The sequence below is a fragment of the Roseibium aggregatum genome (genome assembly GCF_017309185.1).
GTDB classification, from domain to species: Bacteria; Pseudomonadota; Alphaproteobacteria; order Rhizobiales; family Stappiaceae; genus Roseibium; species Roseibium aggregatum_B.
Map to the genome: position 1 here is coordinate 482777 of NZ_JAEKJZ010000003.1, position 18092 is coordinate 500868.

17 protein-coding genes are annotated in these 18092 nt (G+C 62.1%); 5 read left to right on the forward strand and 12 right to left on the reverse strand.

Annotated features, from left to right (window positions below; all coding sequences use genetic code 11):
* The first annotated feature begins 19 nt into the window (after positions 1-19).
* The 3 genes from JF539_RS17390 to JF539_RS17400 all read left to right on the forward strand — a co-directional run bounded on the left by JF539_RS17390 (position 20) and on the right by JF539_RS17400 (position 4260).
* Positions 20-979 carry a TAXI family TRAP transporter solute-binding subunit gene (locus JF539_RS17390; protein ID WP_207141956.1) on the forward strand — a complete coding sequence of 320 codons (960 nt, stop codon included), beginning with the start codon at positions 20-22 and terminating at the stop codon, positions 977-979.
* 208 nt (positions 980-1187) lie between these two features.
* Positions 1188-3824 carry a TRAP transporter permease gene (locus JF539_RS17395; protein WP_419247688.1) on the forward strand — a complete coding sequence of 879 codons (2637 nt, stop codon included), beginning with the start codon at positions 1188-1190 and terminating at the stop codon, positions 3822-3824.
* Positions 3825-3834: 10 nt separating this feature from the next.
* A complete protein-coding gene (locus JF539_RS17400) occupies positions 3835-4260 on the forward strand; it encodes a universal stress protein (protein WP_207141958.1) in 426 nt (141 codons plus the stop codon).
* Positions 4261-4574: 314 nt separating this feature from the next.
* Here JF539_RS17400 and JF539_RS17405 read toward each other — a convergent pair whose 3' ends face one another.
* A complete protein-coding gene (locus JF539_RS17405) occupies positions 4575-5336 on the reverse strand; it encodes a hypothetical protein (protein WP_207141959.1) in 762 nt (253 codons plus the stop codon).
* A gap of 302 nt (positions 5337-5638) precedes the next feature.
* Between JF539_RS17405 and JF539_RS17410 the strand changes: the two genes are divergently transcribed.
* Positions 5639-6178: a carboxymuconolactone decarboxylase family protein gene (locus JF539_RS17410; protein ID WP_207141960.1), complete on the forward strand. Its 540-nt coding sequence runs from the start codon at positions 5639-5641 to the stop codon at positions 6176-6178.
* Positions 6179-6292: 114 nt separating this feature from the next.
* Here the strand turns inward: JF539_RS17410 and JF539_RS17415 are convergent, their stop codons facing one another.
* From JF539_RS17415 to JF539_RS17460, 10 genes are all read right to left on the reverse strand, one after another.
* A complete protein-coding gene (locus JF539_RS17415; protein WP_207141961.1) occupies positions 6293-7084 on the reverse strand; it encodes a DNA-binding transcriptional regulator in 792 nt (263 codons plus the stop codon).
* Between the two features lie 36 nt (positions 7085-7120).
* Positions 7121-7963, reverse strand: coding sequence for a fumarylacetoacetate hydrolase family protein (locus JF539_RS17420; RefSeq protein WP_207141962.1), 843 nt, complete (start codon positions 7961-7963; stop codon positions 7121-7123).
* A 4-nt stretch (positions 7964-7967) separates the two neighbouring features.
* Positions 7968-9461, reverse strand: a complete 1494-nt coding sequence (locus JF539_RS17425; RefSeq protein ID WP_207141963.1) for a bifunctional 3-(3-hydroxy-phenyl)propionate/3-hydroxycinnamic acid hydroxylase — start codon at positions 9459-9461, stop codon at positions 7968-7970.
* 2 nt (positions 9462-9463) lie between these two features.
* Entirely contained in the window at positions 9464-10444 is a 981-nt protein-coding gene (locus JF539_RS17430) for a VOC family protein (RefSeq protein ID WP_207141964.1), read from the reverse strand.
* A 173-nt stretch (positions 10445-10617) separates the two neighbouring features.
* The gene (locus tag JF539_RS17435; RefSeq protein WP_207141965.1) at positions 10618-11628 is read right to left on the reverse strand and encodes a TRAP transporter substrate-binding protein; all 1011 of its coding nucleotides are present in this window, start codon (positions 11626-11628) and stop codon (positions 10618-10620) included.
* Positions 11629-11646: 18 nt separating this feature from the next.
* Positions 11647-12948 (reverse strand): TRAP transporter large permease, encoded by a 1302-nt coding sequence (locus JF539_RS17440; RefSeq protein ID WP_207141966.1) that lies wholly within the window; start codon positions 12946-12948, stop codon positions 11647-11649.
* Between the two features lie 2 nt (positions 12949-12950).
* Positions 12951-13433: a TRAP transporter small permease gene (locus tag JF539_RS17445; protein ID WP_207141967.1), complete on the reverse strand. Its 483-nt coding sequence runs from the start codon at positions 13431-13433 to the stop codon at positions 12951-12953.
* A 622-nt stretch (positions 13434-14055) separates the two neighbouring features.
* Positions 14056-15264, reverse strand: a complete 1209-nt coding sequence (gene pcaF / locus JF539_RS17450; RefSeq protein ID WP_207141968.1) for a 3-oxoadipyl-CoA thiolase — start codon at positions 15262-15264, stop codon at positions 14056-14058.
* Between the two features lie 10 nt (positions 15265-15274).
* Positions 15275-15952 carry a 3-oxoacid CoA-transferase subunit B gene (locus JF539_RS17455; RefSeq protein WP_207141969.1) on the reverse strand — a complete coding sequence of 226 codons (678 nt, stop codon included), beginning with the start codon at positions 15950-15952 and terminating at the stop codon, positions 15275-15277.
* Positions 15952-16671 carry a 3-oxoacid CoA-transferase subunit A gene (locus JF539_RS17460; protein WP_207141970.1) on the reverse strand — a complete coding sequence of 240 codons (720 nt, stop codon included), beginning with the start codon at positions 16669-16671 and terminating at the stop codon, positions 15952-15954. Before JF539_RS17460 ends, JF539_RS17455 begins: the two co-directional genes overlap by 1 nt.
* Positions 16672-16775: 104 nt before the next feature.
* Between JF539_RS17460 and JF539_RS17465 the strand changes: the two genes are divergently transcribed.
* Positions 16776-17537, forward strand: coding sequence for an IclR family transcriptional regulator domain-containing protein (locus tag JF539_RS17465; protein WP_207141971.1), 762 nt, complete (start codon positions 16776-16778; stop codon positions 17535-17537).
* Between the two features lie 203 nt (positions 17538-17740).
* On the opposite strand, the gene JF539_RS17470 is transcribed toward JF539_RS17465, so the two are convergent.
* Complete coding sequence (locus JF539_RS17470; protein ID WP_207141972.1) at positions 17741-17974, reverse strand: hypothetical protein; 234 nt, start codon at positions 17972-17974, stop codon at positions 17741-17743.
* Positions 17975-18092: the final 118 nt, after the last annotated feature.

Sequence of the window (18092 nt, forward strand, 5' to 3'; positions counted from 1 at the left end):
ACAGAGTGGGAGTAAAAAGATGAAATTGAAGAAATTTGCGGCCGCTGCCGCGATTTCATTCCTGGCTGCCGGTGCGGCACAGGCCGAGGAAACATTCATCACCATCGGTACCGGCGGACAGACCGGCGTCTACTATGTGGTCGGCCAGTCCATCTGCCGGCTCGTCAACCGGGGTTCGAGCGAGCACAACATCAAATGCACGGCCCCGTCCACGGGCGGTTCCATCGACAATATCAACGCCATCAAGAACGGCGACCGCCAGCTGGGCGTTGCGCAGTCCGACTGGCAGTACCATGCGTACAACGGAACGTCCAAGTTCGAAGGCGCCAAGTTCGACAAGTTGCGTGCGGTGTTCTCCGTGCATGGCGAACCGTTCACCGTCGTCGCCCGCGCCGACTCCGGCGTCAAGAATTTCGACGATCTGAAAGGCAAGCGCGTCAATATCGGCAACCCCGGCTCCGGCCAGCGGGCAACCATGGACGTCGTGCTTGACGCCAAGGGCTGGTCGACCGACGATTTCGCACTGGCGTCCGAGCTGAAGGCAGCGGAACAGGCCGGCGCGCTCGGCGACAACAAGATCGACGCCATGATCTACACCGTCGGTCACCCGGCCGGTGCGATCCAGGAAGCCACGACGACCACCGATGCCGTGCTTGTCAACGTTGACGGCGATCCGATCGCGAAGCTTGTCGATGAAAACGCCTATTACGCCTGGGCGACCATTCCGGGCGGCATGTACAAGGGCAATCCGGACGACATCAAGACCTTCGGTGTGAAAGCGACTTTCGTGACCTCCGAGGATGTCCCCGATGAGGTGATCTACGAGGTCGTCAAGGCGGTGTTCGACAATTTCGACCGCTTCAAGAAGTTGCATCCCGCCTTTGAAAACCTGAAAGAAGAAGACATGATCAAGGGCGGGCTGTCTGCCCCGCTGCACCCGGGTGCAGAAAAATACTATAAGGAAAAAGGCTGGATGTAAGCCGACAGATCCCCTGCGCGCGGATGCGCGCAGGGGATGTTTCGTGCGCCCCGGTCAGAGCAGGTCAGAGGGCGTTTTGAGATATTTTTAAGGGGGCAGCACTTTGGTGGATTCGGGAGACACGGCCGACAGGCAGGCAAAAAGCCAGGCGGAAATCGATGAACTTGTTGCAACCGCGGATACGGGCGCGCGCTCGGCGGGTCCGGTCATCGGCCGACTGATTGCCGGGATCGCGCTCGCCTGGTCCCTGTTCCAGCTCTGGTTTGCCTCGCCGCTTCCCTTTGCCCTCGGCATCGGCGTCTTCAACGACACCGAGGCGCGCTCGATCCATCTTGCCTTTGCCGTCGTTCTCGCCTTTCTTGCCTTCCCTCCGGTGCGGTCAGGATTTCAGACAACTCTTGCCGCCGGGGTTCCGCTTGTTGTCGGCGGACTGCTTGCCTTGTCGGCGGGAAACACCTTTCCCGCCTGGGTCGTGCTTCTGATCGCCGTCGCCGTGGCGGTCGCCTGCGCGCTGCCGACCCGTAACGATCGCATCGCCGTCCAGGAATGGGTGATGATCGCCGTCGGCGGATTTTGCTCCGCGTATCTGTTCTTGTTCTATACCGAGCTGGCGGACCGGGTCGGTCAGCCGATTTTCATGGACTACGTCGTTTCCATCGCCGGATTGCTGTTGCTTCTGGAAGCGACGCGCCGGTCGCTCGGACCCGCGCTCGTCGTCGTCGCCTCCCTGTTTCTCGTCTACACGGTGCTTGGGCAATACATGCCGGAAATCATTGCTCACAAGGGCAATAATCTCCGTGAAATCATCAACCATCACTGGATCACCACCGAAGGTGTCTTTGGGATTGCCCTGGGCGTTTCCACGTCCTTCGTCTTCCTGTTCGTGCTCTTCGGCGCGCTTTTGGACAAGGCGGGGGCAGGCAATTACTTCATCCAGGTCGCCTTTTCGCTGATGGGCCACATGAAGGGCGGTCCCGCCAAGGCCGCGGTTGTTTCCTCGGCCATGACCGGCCTGATTTCCGGCTCCTCGATCGCCAATGTGGTCACCACCGGCACCTTCACGATTCCCTTGATGAAGAAGGTGGGTTTCTCCGCGGAAAAGGCCGGCGCTGTCGAAGTCGCCTCCTCGGTCAACGGCCAGATCATGCCGCCGGTGATGGGGGCCGCGGCCTTCCTGATGGTCGAATATGTCGGCATTCCCTATTTCGACGTGGTCAAGCACGCGATTCTGCCGGCGGCGATTTCCTACATTGCCCTTGTCTATATCGTTCACCTGGAAGCGGCGAAGGCCGGCATGGAAGGCTTGCCGCGCGCCTACGAGCCGGGGCCGATCCTTCGGCGCCTCGTCGGTTTTGTCTTCGGTGTCCTCGTGCTGTGCGCGGTTTCCTTCGCCGTTTATTACGGCATGGGGTGGATCAAGCCGACCTTCGGTGCCGCCGCACCCTACGTCGTCTTCGTCTTGCTGACGGTCGTCTACGTCGGCCTCGTCGCCTTCGGTTCGCGCTACCCGGAACCCAGGATCGAAAATCCCAATGCGCCGGTAACCTCGTTGCCGCTGCCCGGGCCGACCATCAAATCCGGATTGCACTTCATTCTGCCCGTGGTGGTCCTCGTCTGGGCGCTTATGGTCGAACGGCTGTCACCGGGCCTCTCCGCCTTCTGGGCATCGGCCTTCATGATCTTCATCCTGCTCACACAGCGGCCGCTGTTCGCGGTGTTCCGGCGCGAAGGCGCTCTTCCCGCGGCGGCGCGGCGCGGCTGGGACGAGCTGATCGAAGGGCTTATTGCCGGTGCGCGCAACATGATCGGCATCGGTATCGCCACGGCGACCGCCGGCATCATCGTCGGTGCGGTTTCGCAGACCGGGGTCGGTTCGGCTCTCGCGGATGTGGTTGAGGTTCTGTCCGGTGGAAACCTTCTGGCCATTCTTTTCCTGACGGCGATCCTGTCGCTGATCCTCGGAATGGGCCTGCCGACGACGGCGAATTACATCGTCGTTTCGGCTCTGCTGGCGCCGGTCATCGTGACGCTCGGGCAGGAGAACGGTCTGATCGTGCCGCTGATCGCCGTGCACTTGTTCGTTTTCTACTTCGGCATCATGGCCGACGTCACTCCACCGGTCGGGCTTGCGTCCTTCGCCGCCGCCGCGGTGTCCGGCGGCGATCCCATCCGGACAGGTCTCGTCGCCTTCTTCTATTCGCTGCGCACGGCCGCGTTGCCGTTTCTGTTCATATTCAATACCGACCTCCTGCTGATCGACGTCGATTTGCTGCACGGCATCTTCGTCTTCATAACGGCAACGATCGCCATGCTGCTTTTCGCGGCGGCGACCCAGGGCTGGTTCCTGACGCGCACGAGATACTGGGAGGCCGCGGCGCTGCTGCTCATCGCCTTCACGATCTTCCGGCCGGGGTTCTGGATGGATATGGTTTCGCCACCGTTCATCGAGCGCGACCCTTCCGAAATCGCGTTGGCAGCGCAGAACACGCCGGCCGGTGAGCCGCTTCGCCTGCGCATCCGGGGCCTCGACGATGTCGGCGACACAAAGGAGTGGGTGGTCCTGCTGCCGCTCCAGGACGCTTCGACCGGTGAGGAAAAGCTGGAAAATGCAGGCCTTCTGCTGAGAACGGACGGTGACAAGACGCTCGTGGACGATGCCACCTACGGGTCGGCGGCCAAGGAAGCGGGGCTCGATTGGGATCAGGAGATCGTCCGTGTGCTCCGCCCGGTTGATCAGCCGTCGAAATATCTGATGTTTCTGCCGGCCCTGGCCGTCCTCGCTCTCGTTGTCTTCCTGCAGCGGCGCCGGGTGGCATCGGTCCAAGGCAAACCACAGGCCGCTTAAGGGGGGAGCCATGTATTCTTCGATCCTGTTTCCGGTCGATCTGGAACACGAAAGATCCTGGAAGGACGCGCTTCCGGTCGTCAAGAAACTGGCGCATGCGCTCGATGCCAAGGTGCATGTGCTGACGGTCGTCGCCGACGTGCGCGGCACGATGGCGGCGCAGTTCCTGCCGGATAATTTCGAGGACAAGGTCGTCAAGGAGGCAAAGCAGCGCCTGACGGCCTTTATCCAGGAGCATATGGACGGTTTGGCGGAGGTCGACGGCTATGTCGCAACCGGCCGGCCCTACAAGGAGATCGTCGCAAACGCCGAAAAACTCGGTTGCGATCTGATCATCATGGCGTCGCACAAGCCCGGTGTCCTGGATCACCTGATTGGCCCGAACGCCGACAAGGTCATTCGGCATTCCAAACTGTCGGTCATGGTGGTCAAATAGACCGGTGGGACCGTTGCTGCCTTGAGAGGCGATGGCGCAGCCTCCGCAACAGACTGAATGTTTCCTCTGAACTGCCTTGGCCTGCTCAGGCCCAAAGCCGTCAGCGGATTGCAGGCAACGCGGAGACCGCAACAAGTCGTGTTATCGGGCGGTCGAAAGCTCAGGATTGCCGCCTCAAGTCCGGCGGCTGCGGCGCTTCGAACCATTTCGAAGGATCCAGACCTTTGGACCGGACCATGTTCTACAAATCAAAATAGTTGAGGCGCGATCAAATGACCGCGCCTCTTTTGGATGCGATGCTGTCAATAACAGTATCAGGCAGATTTTCGGCTCCGCCAGCCGAGCAAGCCGAGCGCGGAGAGCAGCAGCCAGGCCGCGGCCGGAACCGGCACAGCGGAAACTGATGCGTTGGCGACGATATACCCGTCATCTCCGGAAACGTAATTGCTCAAGGTGTCGCCGAACACCCAGTTCACCCCGTAGGCGACATTGGTGCCCAACTCGCGCGGTGCGCCACTGCCCAATCCGGCCCATCCGGTCGTCAACTCCTGGACGGACGGCGCCATGATGGTGAACATGGCAAGGTCTGCGAAGGTGAGGCCGACCCCGGCGTTCGGCAGCCACGACAGATCGGAATTCTCGTAGACTTTCGCAACCTTGTCGCTCAAGTCGGCAAAGCTCAAGTTGTAACCGTTGCTATAAAGGGGCTGAAACGCCGGGTTTGATGGTTCGTTGGCAACAACGGCATAGTTCGTACCATCCGTGATCCAGAAATTGAGGTAAGGCGCAACGGCAGGTCCGCTTCCCGCTGAGAACCGGGTGACGTCATCAAGACGATCGATGCTGATGTTTGCGATCGACCCCAGGGTCTTGCCGTTGATGTCGTTGGATCCGAGCGCGGCCTTTTCACCCCCCACATCAGTGATAAATTCGGTTTTGCCGCTGCCGAGATCGTTAATTGTAGCGTCACCGCGAATGATAATCGCGTTAAACGACGATGCACTCGCTGGTAGGCTTGTTGCCGACAAGGCCGATATTATCAAAGCAGCTGAAAATATCTTTGTTCTTCCAAGCATATTAGTTCTCCCCCCACTGAAGGTTGATGGTCTGTTTTTATTGATGGGCTTATTAGAGCGTGACGCTCATTTTGCATTTTAAAGGATAAAAATTTTCATTCTTTTCTATTTGTTAACATTGTTGTCTCGCCCTTTCAATGATTTGCTGCCGGATTTGAGGGGGGCTGGTTCGACTGTTGTTGAAACCGGAAAAGCTGACATGATGCGGCGGCAAGAATCGTCCAAGCAACGGACGGTTTTGGGGACGGACCTTGCCAAGGCGGCGGGTTGCCGCTTCACTCGGGGACGAAAGGATCCAATAGATGACACTCCCTGACGAGACCGGCCCGATCAGCGACGCGGACTGGCCGGTGGATATTGCCGATTTGCGCGAGGGGTTCGCGGGTGCGCTCAACGTCTACCGCACCATGGCCCATCATCCGGCGCTCGTTCGGGCCTGGGCGCCCTTGCGCCAGCATGTGGTCAAGGACACGGTTCTGGGCCCGGAACGATCCGAGATCGTTATCCTGCGCACCGGGGTCCGGGTCGGCTCCTCCTACGAATGGGCTCATCACGTCTCTCGGGCGCGCGCGCTCGGCATGTCCGACGAGCGTATCGCCGCCGTGCTTGGCCAGCCCGCGGGCGAGGACGGGCTGCTGGTGCAGGCCGTCGATGCGATCATCGACAATCAGCGGCTTCCGGGCGCTCTGGAGCGTGAACTGGTGGCCGCTTTCGGCAAGGAGGCGGTGTTCGATCTGATCGCGACCGTCGGCTTCTATCTGGTGCTTGGAACCATTCTCAAGACCTATGACGTTCCCGTCGACGACGACATCGCCGCGGAACTTGAGGCCCGGCCACTCTGAGTCCCGACCGGCTAGAGCATCCTGCGTTCAAGTGAACGCAGACAAGATGCTCTAACATATTAAGATCGATCAACTTTTGGACGCTCAACCGATTCCGGTTGAACGTCCGTTGATCTAGTCGGGCAGGGCCTCGGCGATCTTTTCGGCGATCTCGAGCGTCAGCGGGCCGAATTTTTCAAGCGCCTTTTGCGTGCTCATCGCGCTGCGGATCCAGATGAGCGAGATGCAGCCGAGCACGTTTCCAGATGAGCGGATAGGTACGGCGATGGAGGCCGTTTCCTCGCGGAATTCGCCGCTGTCCCGAACGGCGATGCCCCGAGTACGGGTCTCTTCGATCAACCTCGACAGCCAGCGGTCTTCCAGGAACGGCGCGTCCTCCTCATCGTCGAGACGGCGCAGGTGATCCAGGATGAGCGCCCGTTCCCCGTCGGAGCAGAAGGAGATATAGGCGCGACCGCTGGATGTTCTCAGGACAGGCAGGCGATAGCCGGTCATCCCACGGTCGATGGAGAGCGGCGAGCGGCCATGGGTCGTTTCCTGAATGACCATGGCGGCGTTGTTGTAGACCGTCAGGTCGAGCGGCCAGACGACCTGGCTGGAATATTCAGCAAAGATCGGACCGGCAGCCTGGGTGATTTCCGTCGTCAGCGCGTAGCCATCGCCGAGGGCCGCGGCGAAACGGGTTACCCGGACATAGTTGGACGTGGCGGAAAACGCGACGTAGCCGAGTTCCTCCAGCGTCTCCAGGAGCCTGTAGACGGTCGGACGTGGCAGGCAGAGCGCCTTGGCGATCTCGCCGGGCCGCGCTTCTCCCACCTTGTTCACATAGCGAAGAATGGCGAGCCCGCGCGCCAGCGAGCGCACGGGGGCCGAGGCATTCTGAGCGGAGGCCGGGTCAGTGAGCATGGAGGGACCATCGCACAGGCCGGGCCGGCGAGGAAGTCAGGCTTCCGCCTTCACCGGGTTCGACAGAATGCCGATCCCTGAAACCTCGACTTCGCAGATGTCGCCGTCCTTCATGAAGAGCGGCGGCGTGCGCCGTGCTCCGACGCCGCCCGGCGTGCCCGATACGATCACGTCGCCGGGGAGGAGCGGCAGGATGGTCGAGCAATAGGCGATCAGGCGCGGGATGGAGGTGACCAGCAGCGAGACATCCGTATCCTGCACCACTTCGCCATTGAGTCGCGTCTGGAGATGAAGCTTCGCCGGATCGGGGATTTCGTCGGCGGTCACCATCCACGGACCGAACCCGCCCGTTCCCGCGAAGGTCTTGCCGGGCATGAACTGGTGGGTGTGCTTCTGCCAGTCGCGGACCGAGCCGTCATTATAGCAGGAATAACCGGCCACATGGCTCAGCGCGTCCTCTTCTGAAATCCGGCGGCCTTCCTTGCCGATGATCACCGCGACTTCGCCTTCGTAGTCGAACTTGTCCGATTCAAGCGGTTTGATGAGGGGCGCGCCATGTCCGATCTGGGATCCCGAATAGCGAGCGAAAAGAACCGGATTGGGTGTCTCTTCGCGTCCCGTTTCGGTGATGTGCGTATGATAGTTGAGCCCGACGCAAATGATCTTGTCCGGGTTCGGGATCACCGGATCGAGGGAGACGTCATCGAGGCTGAAGTCGGCCTCTCCTTCGAAGAGTTTGGCGGCTTCCGCCGTATCGTCGCCAGCCAGGAAGTCGCGCAGTGTCTTTGCGGTGAACCGCTTGCCAAGATCGACAAGACCCTTGTCGGTGACGAGGCCGTAGGAGGACGTGCCATCCTTGGTGAAAGAACAGAGTTTCATGGTGTCAGACCAGTTCCGGTTGCTGTGTTTCGATGGGGTTGGGAAGCACGAGCGCCAGCAGCGCCTCGAGCTCTTCTCTGGTGTCGGCGCCGCCCAGCGTGTGCCGGTCCGGCCGCAGAACAGTGGCCCGCGCTCCGATGCGCTTGAGATGTTCGGCCGTGTTCGAGGTCTCGCTTGTCACAAGCGCGACGCCGTTCGGCAGGGCAAGCCCCTCGGCGAGGTCCGCTTCGGCGACGACAACGAATTGATGCGGATGGAGCGCGTCCATCAGCGTCCCGTCGTTGAAGCGCGGCTGGCCGAAAAGGCGGCCTGCCAGCGGGCCCTGTCCGAGACCCTCGCCAAGGGGAGGGGCTATGCTTTCCATGCGCGCGGCCCCGTCGGACGAAGGCAGGGCGGCGCGCAGGGCCTCTTCTGTTCCGGCGGTGTTGATCAGGCCGCCGAGGCGTACGGCGGTCTGGATATATTCGCGGGCATTCGGCTTTCGCTCGCTTTCGTAGGTGTCCAGCAGCCGTTCCGCGTCGGCGCCCGTGACCTTGCCTTTGCAGACAAGCGCGAGTTTCCAGTAGAGATTGGCGACATCGCGGGTTCCCGCGCACATGCCCTGACCCATGAAGGGCGGTGTCTGGTGGCAGGCGTCGCCGGCCAAAAGAAGCCGGCCCTTGCGCCAGTCTTCGGCGACGAGCGAATGGAAGACATAGACCGCGGTGCGTTCCAGATCCGCCTCGTCCGGGGTGATCCAGTCGGAGAGAAGCTCCCAGACGCGCTCGGGCTTTGCTATTTCCGCGCTGTCCTCTTCGCTGCGAACGGTGATTTCCCAGCGCCGCCGCCGGCCAGGCGTGCGCACGTAGGTGGCCGGTCTTTCCGGACGGCAGTACTGGATCGAGTGATCGCCCAGTTCCGGCTTGTCCGTCTTCAGGATGACATCGACGACGAGCCAGCGCTCGTGGAAGCCGTAGTCCTCCATGCCGCTCTCGATATAGCGGCGGACGAGAGAGCGGGCGCCGTCGCAGCCGACCACATATTGCGCCGACACGCGTTCGATCCTGCCGCAACTCATGTCCTCGAAGCGCAGGTCGACCCGGTCTCCCTTGTCCTCGATGTGAAACACGTCACAGCGGCTGCGAACCGTGACGCCCTTGCGGCGGGCCAGATTGTGGCGCAGCAACTCTTCAAGGTCGGGCTGGTGGAAACGGTAGTTGGCCCGCCAGCCTTGGGGGCCTTCGCCCTGCGGCCGCGGCCAGTCGAGCAGCAGCTTGTCCTGCGGGTCGACGAAACGCATGCCCGGATGGCGATGGGTTTTCGCCTCCATTGCCTCGGCGATGCCGATCCACTGGAAGACCCGCATCACCTCCGCATCGAAATGCACCGCGCGCGGCAGATGATAGTGGGCGCTTTCCCGTTCAAGGACCAGCGTCTTCAGCCCGCACTGGCCCAGAAGATGGGCAAGCGTTGCGCCTGCCGGCCCGTAGCCGACGATGGCGACATCGAAATGCTCCATGGTCATTTCCCCTGTTTTGCAAGTTCGCCGTAAAGCCATGGGCACTCGACGACGGGTGGCGAGCGGCGGCCGTTTCTTGCGGCCTCAAGGCGCATGTCGCGCAGGCGTTTGCGCCCGCCTTCCTCGGTCAGATAGAGGCGTTCGTGGCCCCAGAAGCTCGGCCCGTCGTGGGTCTCGTGCGGTTCCCAGGTGGCGGGGTCGATCACCCGGCCGCCCCAGCCGTTTTCCACGAAAAACCCCGACGGTGAATTGGCGTAAAAGGAGGTCATGTAGTCGTTGGTGTGCCGGCCGAGCGTATAGGCGACGCGGCCTTCCTCCTGCTGCGCCAGGTCGTAGCCCTGGCCGACATCGTCGAGGTTCTGGAACTCGACCATGAAATGGTGGAAGCCGGCCTGTCCCGAGCCGACCATCGCGAAGGAATGATGGCGCCCGTTCACATGGAAGAAGTAGAGCCCGTAGGGCTTAAGGCCGTAGTCGGAAACGTGGAAATCCAGAAGGTCCCGGTAGAACGGCAGCATGACATCGATGTTCTTCACGTGCAGAACGGCGTGCCCCATGCCTACGGGGCCGGTCAGGAAGCCGTCGATCGGCCGTCCCGGGGTGAAGGGATCGGATGCGATCATCGGGTTGTGGAACAGTTCGACCCGGTTGCCCATCGGGTCCTCGAAGGCGATCATGCTTTCGACGAAGCGCCGGTCGCAGAGTTCCTTCGAGGCGAGGGTCACGTTCACGCCGGCCTGTTCGAGCCGCGCCGCATAGGTCTGAAGGTCATCAGAATGCTCGACCTCCCAACCCATGAAGGCGAGTGTGTCGCCGTCTTCATCGGAGACGAGCAGCCGCTGCATCCGGTCGTCCATGCGAAAGGCGAGTGCCTTACCGCCACGGTCGATCTTCTGCATTCCGAGCAGCTTTCCAGCAAAGTCGCTCCAGTCATCCAGCCTGTCGGAGCGCACACCGAGATAGCCCAGTGCATTGATTGCCATGGTTGTTTTCCTGTCTGAATTTGCGATGCCACAGTTTAGGCGCGGGGCCCCGCCGGCTCCGAGGCGGGATCGCCGGCTGTCCGCTGGACGGACAGGCTGTGGGACACCTGTCCGTCCGCTGCAGGAAGGGACGCGGGCTGCGTGTCCGCCTATGGAACGGACGGCGAATCGGTCTATTCGCCCGCGATCTCCTTCGCGCGCTCAAGCGTTGCCGCCGCGAGATCCGCATCGGGCTGTCCCTTGACCCAGGCCTGCGCGGCTCCGGCGAAGGCCTCATCCCAGGCGGCCCGGCCCGCATCGTCCAGATCGATGAAGGTGACCTTGCCGTCTTCGCGGAAGCTCTTTTCGACTTCCGCGTCGGTCGCGTCGATCACGGAGGCGATCCATTCGGCCGTCACTCGGCCCGACATTTCGTCGATGACAGCCTTGTCCGCGTCGGACAGGCTGTCATAGGTGGCCTTGTTCATAAGGATCGCCATGGGCGAGGCGATGAAGCCGGTGGTGGTGATGTTCGGTGCCACTTCGTTCAGTCGAAAGGTGCGATAGGCATCCATCACCCAGACCGCGCCCGAAACCACGCCGCGTTCCAGGCCCTCATAGACCTGTGGCGCGGGAAGGCCGACACCGGAGGCGCCCACCATGGCGAACAGCTCGGAACCGAATTTCGACGGCGAGCGAAGCTTGAGACCGGACAGCTGGGCCGGCTCGGTCACCGGATCACCGGCCATGAAAAAGCGGTAGGCGGGTGTCGTGAACAGCGCGATCACCTTGTAGTCGGCATATTCGCCGGCAAGGCTGCCGTCCTCGGACAGCGAATTGAGAATATCGGCGCCAACGGCACCGTTGCTGACGAGACCAGGCACTTCGACAACGCCTGTCAGCGGGAACACGCCGGGCGTATAGGTCGGCACGACCAGAGCCACATCGGCGACACCGGCCTTCACCAGATCCGCCTGCGCGGGTGGGGTTCCCAGGATCGAGCCGGGGTAGAGCTTGAACTCGGCGCCCTTGGAGAGCCTGGCGTTGACCTTGTCGATCCAGGGCTGAAGGATCTTGGACGAATAGAAGCCCTGCGCCGGTTCGAACGACGAAACGCGCATCTGGCGGGCTTCGGCGAGCGTCGCTGTCAGCGAGGTGGCGCAGAACAGCGCGATGGCCGTGGTCTTGAGCAGTCTGTTGAACATGAATTCCTCCCTTTGAAGTCACATGGCGTTAAGCGGCAGCCAGAGCACGATCGCCGGAATGGCGATGATGATGGCGACGCGGACGATATCGGCAGCGACGAAAGGCGCCGCTCCCGTCCAGAGTTCGGTCAGCCGGATATCGGGCGACACGGTCTTGAGAACGAAAAGGTTCATGCCGATTGGCGGCGTGATGAGGCCCATCTCCACGACCATCACCGCGAATATGCCGAACCAGATGAGGTCGATCCCGGCGGCCTGCGCGATCGGGACGAAGAGCGGGACGGTCAGGAGAAGCATGGCGAGACTGTCCATGAGCGTTCCGAGCATCAGGTAGATCGCCAGCATCAGGAGAATGACGAGAAACGGTTGATCGATGATCCCGGAGAACATGCCGGTCAGAGAAAACGGCAGGCCGGAAAGCGCGAGGAAGAAATTGAAGAGATTGGCACCGATCATCACCAGATACAGCGCGCCGCAGGTAAGTGCGGTGTCCCGAACCGCGGCGAGAAACCCGTTCAGCGACAGCCTTCGCGACAGGAAACCGTAGGCCAGCACCAGCGCCGCGCCGATGGCCGCCGTCTCGTTGGCCGTGAAGACGCCGCTGTAAAGGCCGCCCATGATCAGGCCGAAGATCGCGAGCGGCGGCAGCAGTTCCCTGAAGGCCGCGCTGCGTTCGTCGCGGGCGGCGCGTTCGCGCTGGGGGGCTGTCGACCAGCCGAACCAGATCGGGACCCAGATGGCGAGACAATAGAGAAGGACGGCGAGAAAGATGGGTCCGGTGGTCGCCAGCAGGAGTTCGCGGATCGACTGTTCGGCGATAAAAGCGTAGATCACCAGTACCGTCGACGGCGGGATCAGGATGCCGAGCGTGCCTCCCGCGGCGACGGAGCCGGCCGAAAGCGACTTCGAATATCCTGCTTCCTTCATCTGGGGCAGGGCGATCCGGCCCATGGTCGCGGTGGTTGCGAGTGAGGAGCCGGAGATCATGCCGAAACCGGCGGAGGCTCCGATGGTTGCAAGCGCCAGTCCGCCCCGGCGATGACCGAAAAGGACGGACATCGACTGGTAGAGCTTGGCAGACAGCCCGCTGTGGGCGGCCAGATTTCCCATCAGGACGAACAGCGGGAGCATGGTCAGCGTGTAGTTTGTCACGCTGTCCCAGACCGTGGTCGCGCCGATTGTGATGGCGCCTGCGAAACCGATGATCATCGCGGCGCCGAGGAGGCCGACGAGGCCCAACGCGACGGCGACAGGAATTTCCAGGAATATCATGACGATGGCGGCGCCGAAGCCGAGGCCGCCGAGAAGGAGTCCGTCCATTGTCAGGCCCTTTCGTTCCGAACCACGAACCAGACGCCGGAAAGCGCGGCGATGAAGGCTGCAAGAAGAGCAAGCGTGACGACCGTCAGGGCAATCGGGACCGGAAGGCCGAGGTCGGGGGTTGTTTCCGGCGAGCCGATCTTGGCAAGGGCGTTCTGGCCGACGGCCCAGAGGATCAGTCCGGCAAAGCCCAGGGACACGAAACTTCCCAGGAGGCCGAAGGGGCGCGCGAAGCGGGCCGGGGCCAGCTCGGAGAGCAGCCTGGCACTGACGTGTCCCTGTTTGGCGTAACAGACCGGCATGGACAGAAGCGCGCCAAGACCGATGGACAGCGACGTCAGTTCGATCGCGCCTGGAATATTCGTCCCGGCAATTGCGCGCAGGCATACATCGCTCACGGTGACGGCGGTTCCGAATAGAAAGCACATGCCGGCGAGTGCCAGGAAACTGTTGGAGACGATTTTTTTGAGAGTCAGGCTCTGCATGACATCCGTTTCTGTTGGTGGATGGAGACGGAGGTCAAACTGCCGGCGCGACGTGCCAAGGCTCATGCTTGGGCCAGGCAGTGTTCCTCCCAAACACTGTCGGGCGAGCATAGAAATCCGGTCGGGGAGGAGGTAGCGAATTCGGGCGGGTGTCCGCCTGGCGGACATGTTCGTGTCGGCCGGGTGGTCGCGCGGCGTCCTGTCCGTGTGGTGGAATTGAAGTTCACCCGACAACCACCGTATTCTCGGCAGCGAGTTTCTGGTCCAAAAAGAGTATCGGAAACAGTTGTTTGTCAGACGCTTCCCTCGCTGTGAAGCCCGCAACAGGCCTGCCTTCAATTGAGGTGAACGACAAAGTCAGGTGACGAACTGGCGCCGTGCGCCGCCCGTCTCAGGGGATGCTCCGCGTGACTTCAATCGGGCGGAGCACCGCTTTAGCCCGTCAGCGTGAAGGTCTTTTGGGAGGCGGGGGCTGGGCCGGGTCCAGCCCGATACCGGCAACGCGGGTTGTTCGCCTCTCAAAGAAAAGCTTTGAGAGGCCGAAGACAGAGGAAAAGGTCAGTTTAGCGCGCGTGACGCGCGACAGCCGATACCGGCAGTTCGCGAAGAAAGCTTCGCAGCGTCAGCCGGCGGCTTTCAAGGCAATCGCGATGCCCTGGCCGACACCGATGCACATGGTCGCCAGCGCATGCCGGCCTTTGACCTTGGCGAGTTCCAGGGCCGCCGTTCCCGTAATGCGCGCACCGGACATCCCGAGCGGGTGGCCGAGGGCTATCGCGCCGCCGTTCGGATTGACCCGCGGGTCGTCGTCCGCGATGCCCAGATCGCGCAGTGTGGCGAGGCCCTGGGACGCGAAGGCTTCGTTCAGTTCGATCACGTCGAAATCCGACTGCGCCAAGCCGAGACGGGCCATGAGTTTTCGGGAAGCGGGAGCCGGGCCGAACCCCATGATGCGCGGGGCAACGCCGGCTGTGGCGCCGCCGAGCACCTGCACAATCGGTGTGAGGCCGTACTTCTCGGCGGCCCGCCGCGAGGCCACGATCAGGGCGGCGGCGCCGTCGTTGACGCCAGATGCGTTGCCGGCCGTGACCGACCCGTTTTCGCGGAAAGGCGTCCGCAGTTTGGCGAGCCCTTCGAGCGTCGTTTCGGGGCGCGGATGCTCATCGGCCTCCACCAGAACTGGATCGCCCTTGCGCCTCGGGATCGAGACGGGGGTGATTTCCTCTGCGAGCCGACCGCTCTCCATGGCGGCCTTGGCCTTTTGCTGGGAGCGGAAGGCAAAGGCATCCTGATCGGACCGCGATATGGCGAAATCCTCGGCGACGTTTTCACCGGTCTCCGGCATGCTGTCGACACCGTATTGCGCTTTCATCAGGGGATTGATGAACCGCCAGCCGATGGTCGTGTCGTGGATCTCGTTTGCTCTGGAATAGGCGCTTTCTGCCTTCGGAAGCACGAACGGCGCCCGCGACATGCTTTCGACACCGCCTGCAACGATCAGCTCGGCTTCGCCCGCCTTGATCGCGCGGGCGGCGGTGATGACTGCATCCATGCCCGACCCGCACAGGCGGTTCATCGTGGTGCCGGGTACCGTGTCCGGATATCCCGCCAGCAGCAGCGACATGCGGGCGACGTTTCTGTTGTCTTCGCCGGCCTGGTTGGCGCAGCCAAAGATGACTTCGTCGATCGCCGCCAGATCCATCGATGTGTTTCGTTCAGCTAGGGATTTGAGCGGGATCGCTCCGAGATCGTCCGCCCGAACGGAGCTCAGCGCCCCGCCAAAGCGCCCGATCGGGGTGCGGATATAGTCGCAGATGAAGACGTCTTGCACAGGTCTTTCCTCAGTCCAGGTCCGGTACGGTCAGGTCGGCGGGGTCGCCCTCGAGATGCAGGGGCGCGCCGGTGACCCCCTGCAGCTCCTCCAGCGTCAGTCCGGCGAGCTTTTCACGCAGCACGAAATGCCCATCGACAATGTCGACAACCGCCAGGGACGTATAGACGCGGGTAACGCAGCCGACACCGGTCAGCGGAAAGCTGCAGGTTTCAACCAGCTTCGGCTTGCCGTCCTTGGTGACGTGATCGGTCACCACGGCCACCCGCTTGGCGCCGTGGACGAGGTCCATCGCCCCACCGACGGCGGGCACGCCCTTTGTCCCGACACGCCAGTTGGCCAGGTCACCGTTCCGGGAGACCTGGTAGGCGCCGAGGACGGCCAGGTCGAGATGTCCGCCCCGCACCATCGAAAAACTGTCGGCATGATGAAAGAAGGAGGCGCCCGGGTTCAGTGTGATCGCCTTCTTGCCGGCGTTGATCAGGTCCCAGTCCTCTTCGCCTTCCTTCGGCGCCTTGCCGAAGCCCAGCACACCGTTTTCGGTGTGGTAGATCACGTCGCGGCCTTCGGGCTGGAATTTCGCGATCATCTCCGGAAAGCCGATGCCCAGGTTGACATAGGCCCCGTCCTCGAGGTCCTGCGCCGCGCGCCAGGCGATTTGCGCGTTGGTCAGTTTCGAATAAGCCATCAGTAGACCACTCCCGCGCGGACCAGCACTTCTTCCTGTTGCGGTTCGGAGACCTCGACAAGGCCGTCGACGAAAATGCCGGGAGTGACGACCGTTTCCGGGTCGACGCCTCCGGGGGGAACCAACTGGCTGACCTGGGCAACGGTGCGGTCCGCCGCCATTGCCATCAGCGGGTTGAAGTTGCGCGCCGCGAGCCGGTAGGTGAGGTTGCCGACCGTGTCGCCGGTCTCGGCTTTCACGAGGGCGTAGTCCGCCTTCAGCCATCTTTCGCGAACATACATCTTGCCGTCGAACTCTTCCACCGGCTTGCCTTCCGCCAGCTCCGTCCCGAAAGACGTCGGGGTATAGAAGGCGGGGATGCCCGCCCCGGCGGCGCGGATCCGCTCGGCGAGCGTGCCCTGGGGGATGAGTTCCAGCTCGATCTCTCCGGCGAGGTATCTTTCGTTGAAGGCCTCGGCATTCGAAGACCGCGGAAACGAGCACACCATTTTGCCGACCATGCCCGCCTTGATCATTGCGGCGATGCCGATGGCGCCATTTCCGGCGTTGTTGTTGATCACCGTCAGGTTGCCGGGGCTGCCGGTTTCGCGAAAGCGGTCGATCAATGCATGAATGAGCTCGATGGGCGCGCCGGATCCGCCGAAACCGCCGATCATCAGCCGGGCGCCATCGGGAATGTCGGCAACGGCCGCATTGGGGGATGCAAGGGTCTTGTCCATGAAAATCTCCTCGAATGAGGGACTTCTAAGCTTCCTGATCCGGTTCCGCGAGCCTGTTTGTTCGCATCTTGACATTTGTTCAGATAGCGCCCGAAAATGTGCGCATGTTGAATAAGCCTACGGACTATATTGCCTCACTCGCGAAGGGGCTGAAGGTGATCGAATGTTTCGGCGCGGAAACCTCCCGTCTCTCGATTTCCGACGTTGCCCGAACGACCGGGCTTGACCGGGCCACGGCGCGCCGCTGTCTGCTGACGCTGCATCACGAAGGCTATGCGGAGTATGACGGCAAGTTCTTCACACTGACGCCACGGGCTTCCCGGCTTGGCCTGGGTGCGCTGGCGGCTCTGCCACTGCCCCAGGTCATGCAACCCTGGCTCGATCAGCTGACCGAGCAGATCGGCCAGTCGTGCTCTGTTTCGATCCTCGACGGCACGGAAGTCCTCTATCTGGCTCGGGCGGCGCAAAAACGGGTGATGTCCATTGGATTATCGCCTGGATCGCGCTTGCCTGCCCATTGCACGTCCATGGGGCGGGTGTTGCTGGCGGCCATGCCCGAGGGCGAGGCGCGGGCGATCGTCGAGCGCTCGGACCTGACCCCCCGGACCGCATTCAGCTTGACCGACCCGGAGGAGATCATGGCCCGGATCGGCGAGGTGCGGGCCCAGGGCTACGCGGCCATCGACCAGGAAGTGGAGATCGGTGTCCGGTCTCTGGCCGTTCCGATCCGCGACAGCCGCGATCGAGTGGTTGGCGCGCTCAATACCGGAATGGCCGTGATTCAGACGAGCCCCGAAGACATGGTCCGGACCTATCTGCCGGCACTGCTGAAGGTTCAGTCCGGCGTGCAGCGGGTGCTGCATTAGCAGGTCGTTGAAATAGAGCCAGATTTGTCACCCCGGGTGGCGCTCCGCTTGTCCGGGGTGATACCGGAAAAGAACCGGCTTTTTCAGTGCGCTGGCAGGTCTTTCGGTCCGCGCAGCCTCTTCAATCTGCGCCGGGACGTTTCGAAACAATCAACCTTGTGTTTTCCGCGCCCCTTCGCCGGAGAACCAACGGCACCTGCGCATTATGAAGACGCGAAGGAAACCTTCACGCCGCGCTGGCGAAAATAGGCCTGCAGGAGCTTCCGTCCGGACCGGTTGTTCTGGACAAGCCTCTCCGGATCCAGAACGGCTTCCTTCAGGCCCTCGCGTTTCAACGCGGCCTTGAGGGCTGCGATATGCGCGTCGATGTCCTCGTTGTCCGCCTTGAGGGAGTCATAAACGCGGCTCGTTGCATCCGCTACGGTCAATTCGCTCACTGGTGCATTCCCGATGTTGTCTGGCTGGCGCTTACCACATTTTGCCGCCCGACCCAAAGCCAGATTGAAATTCAGGCTCAACGAAGTCGAGGAGGGGATTTGGCTGATCAGCTTCCTG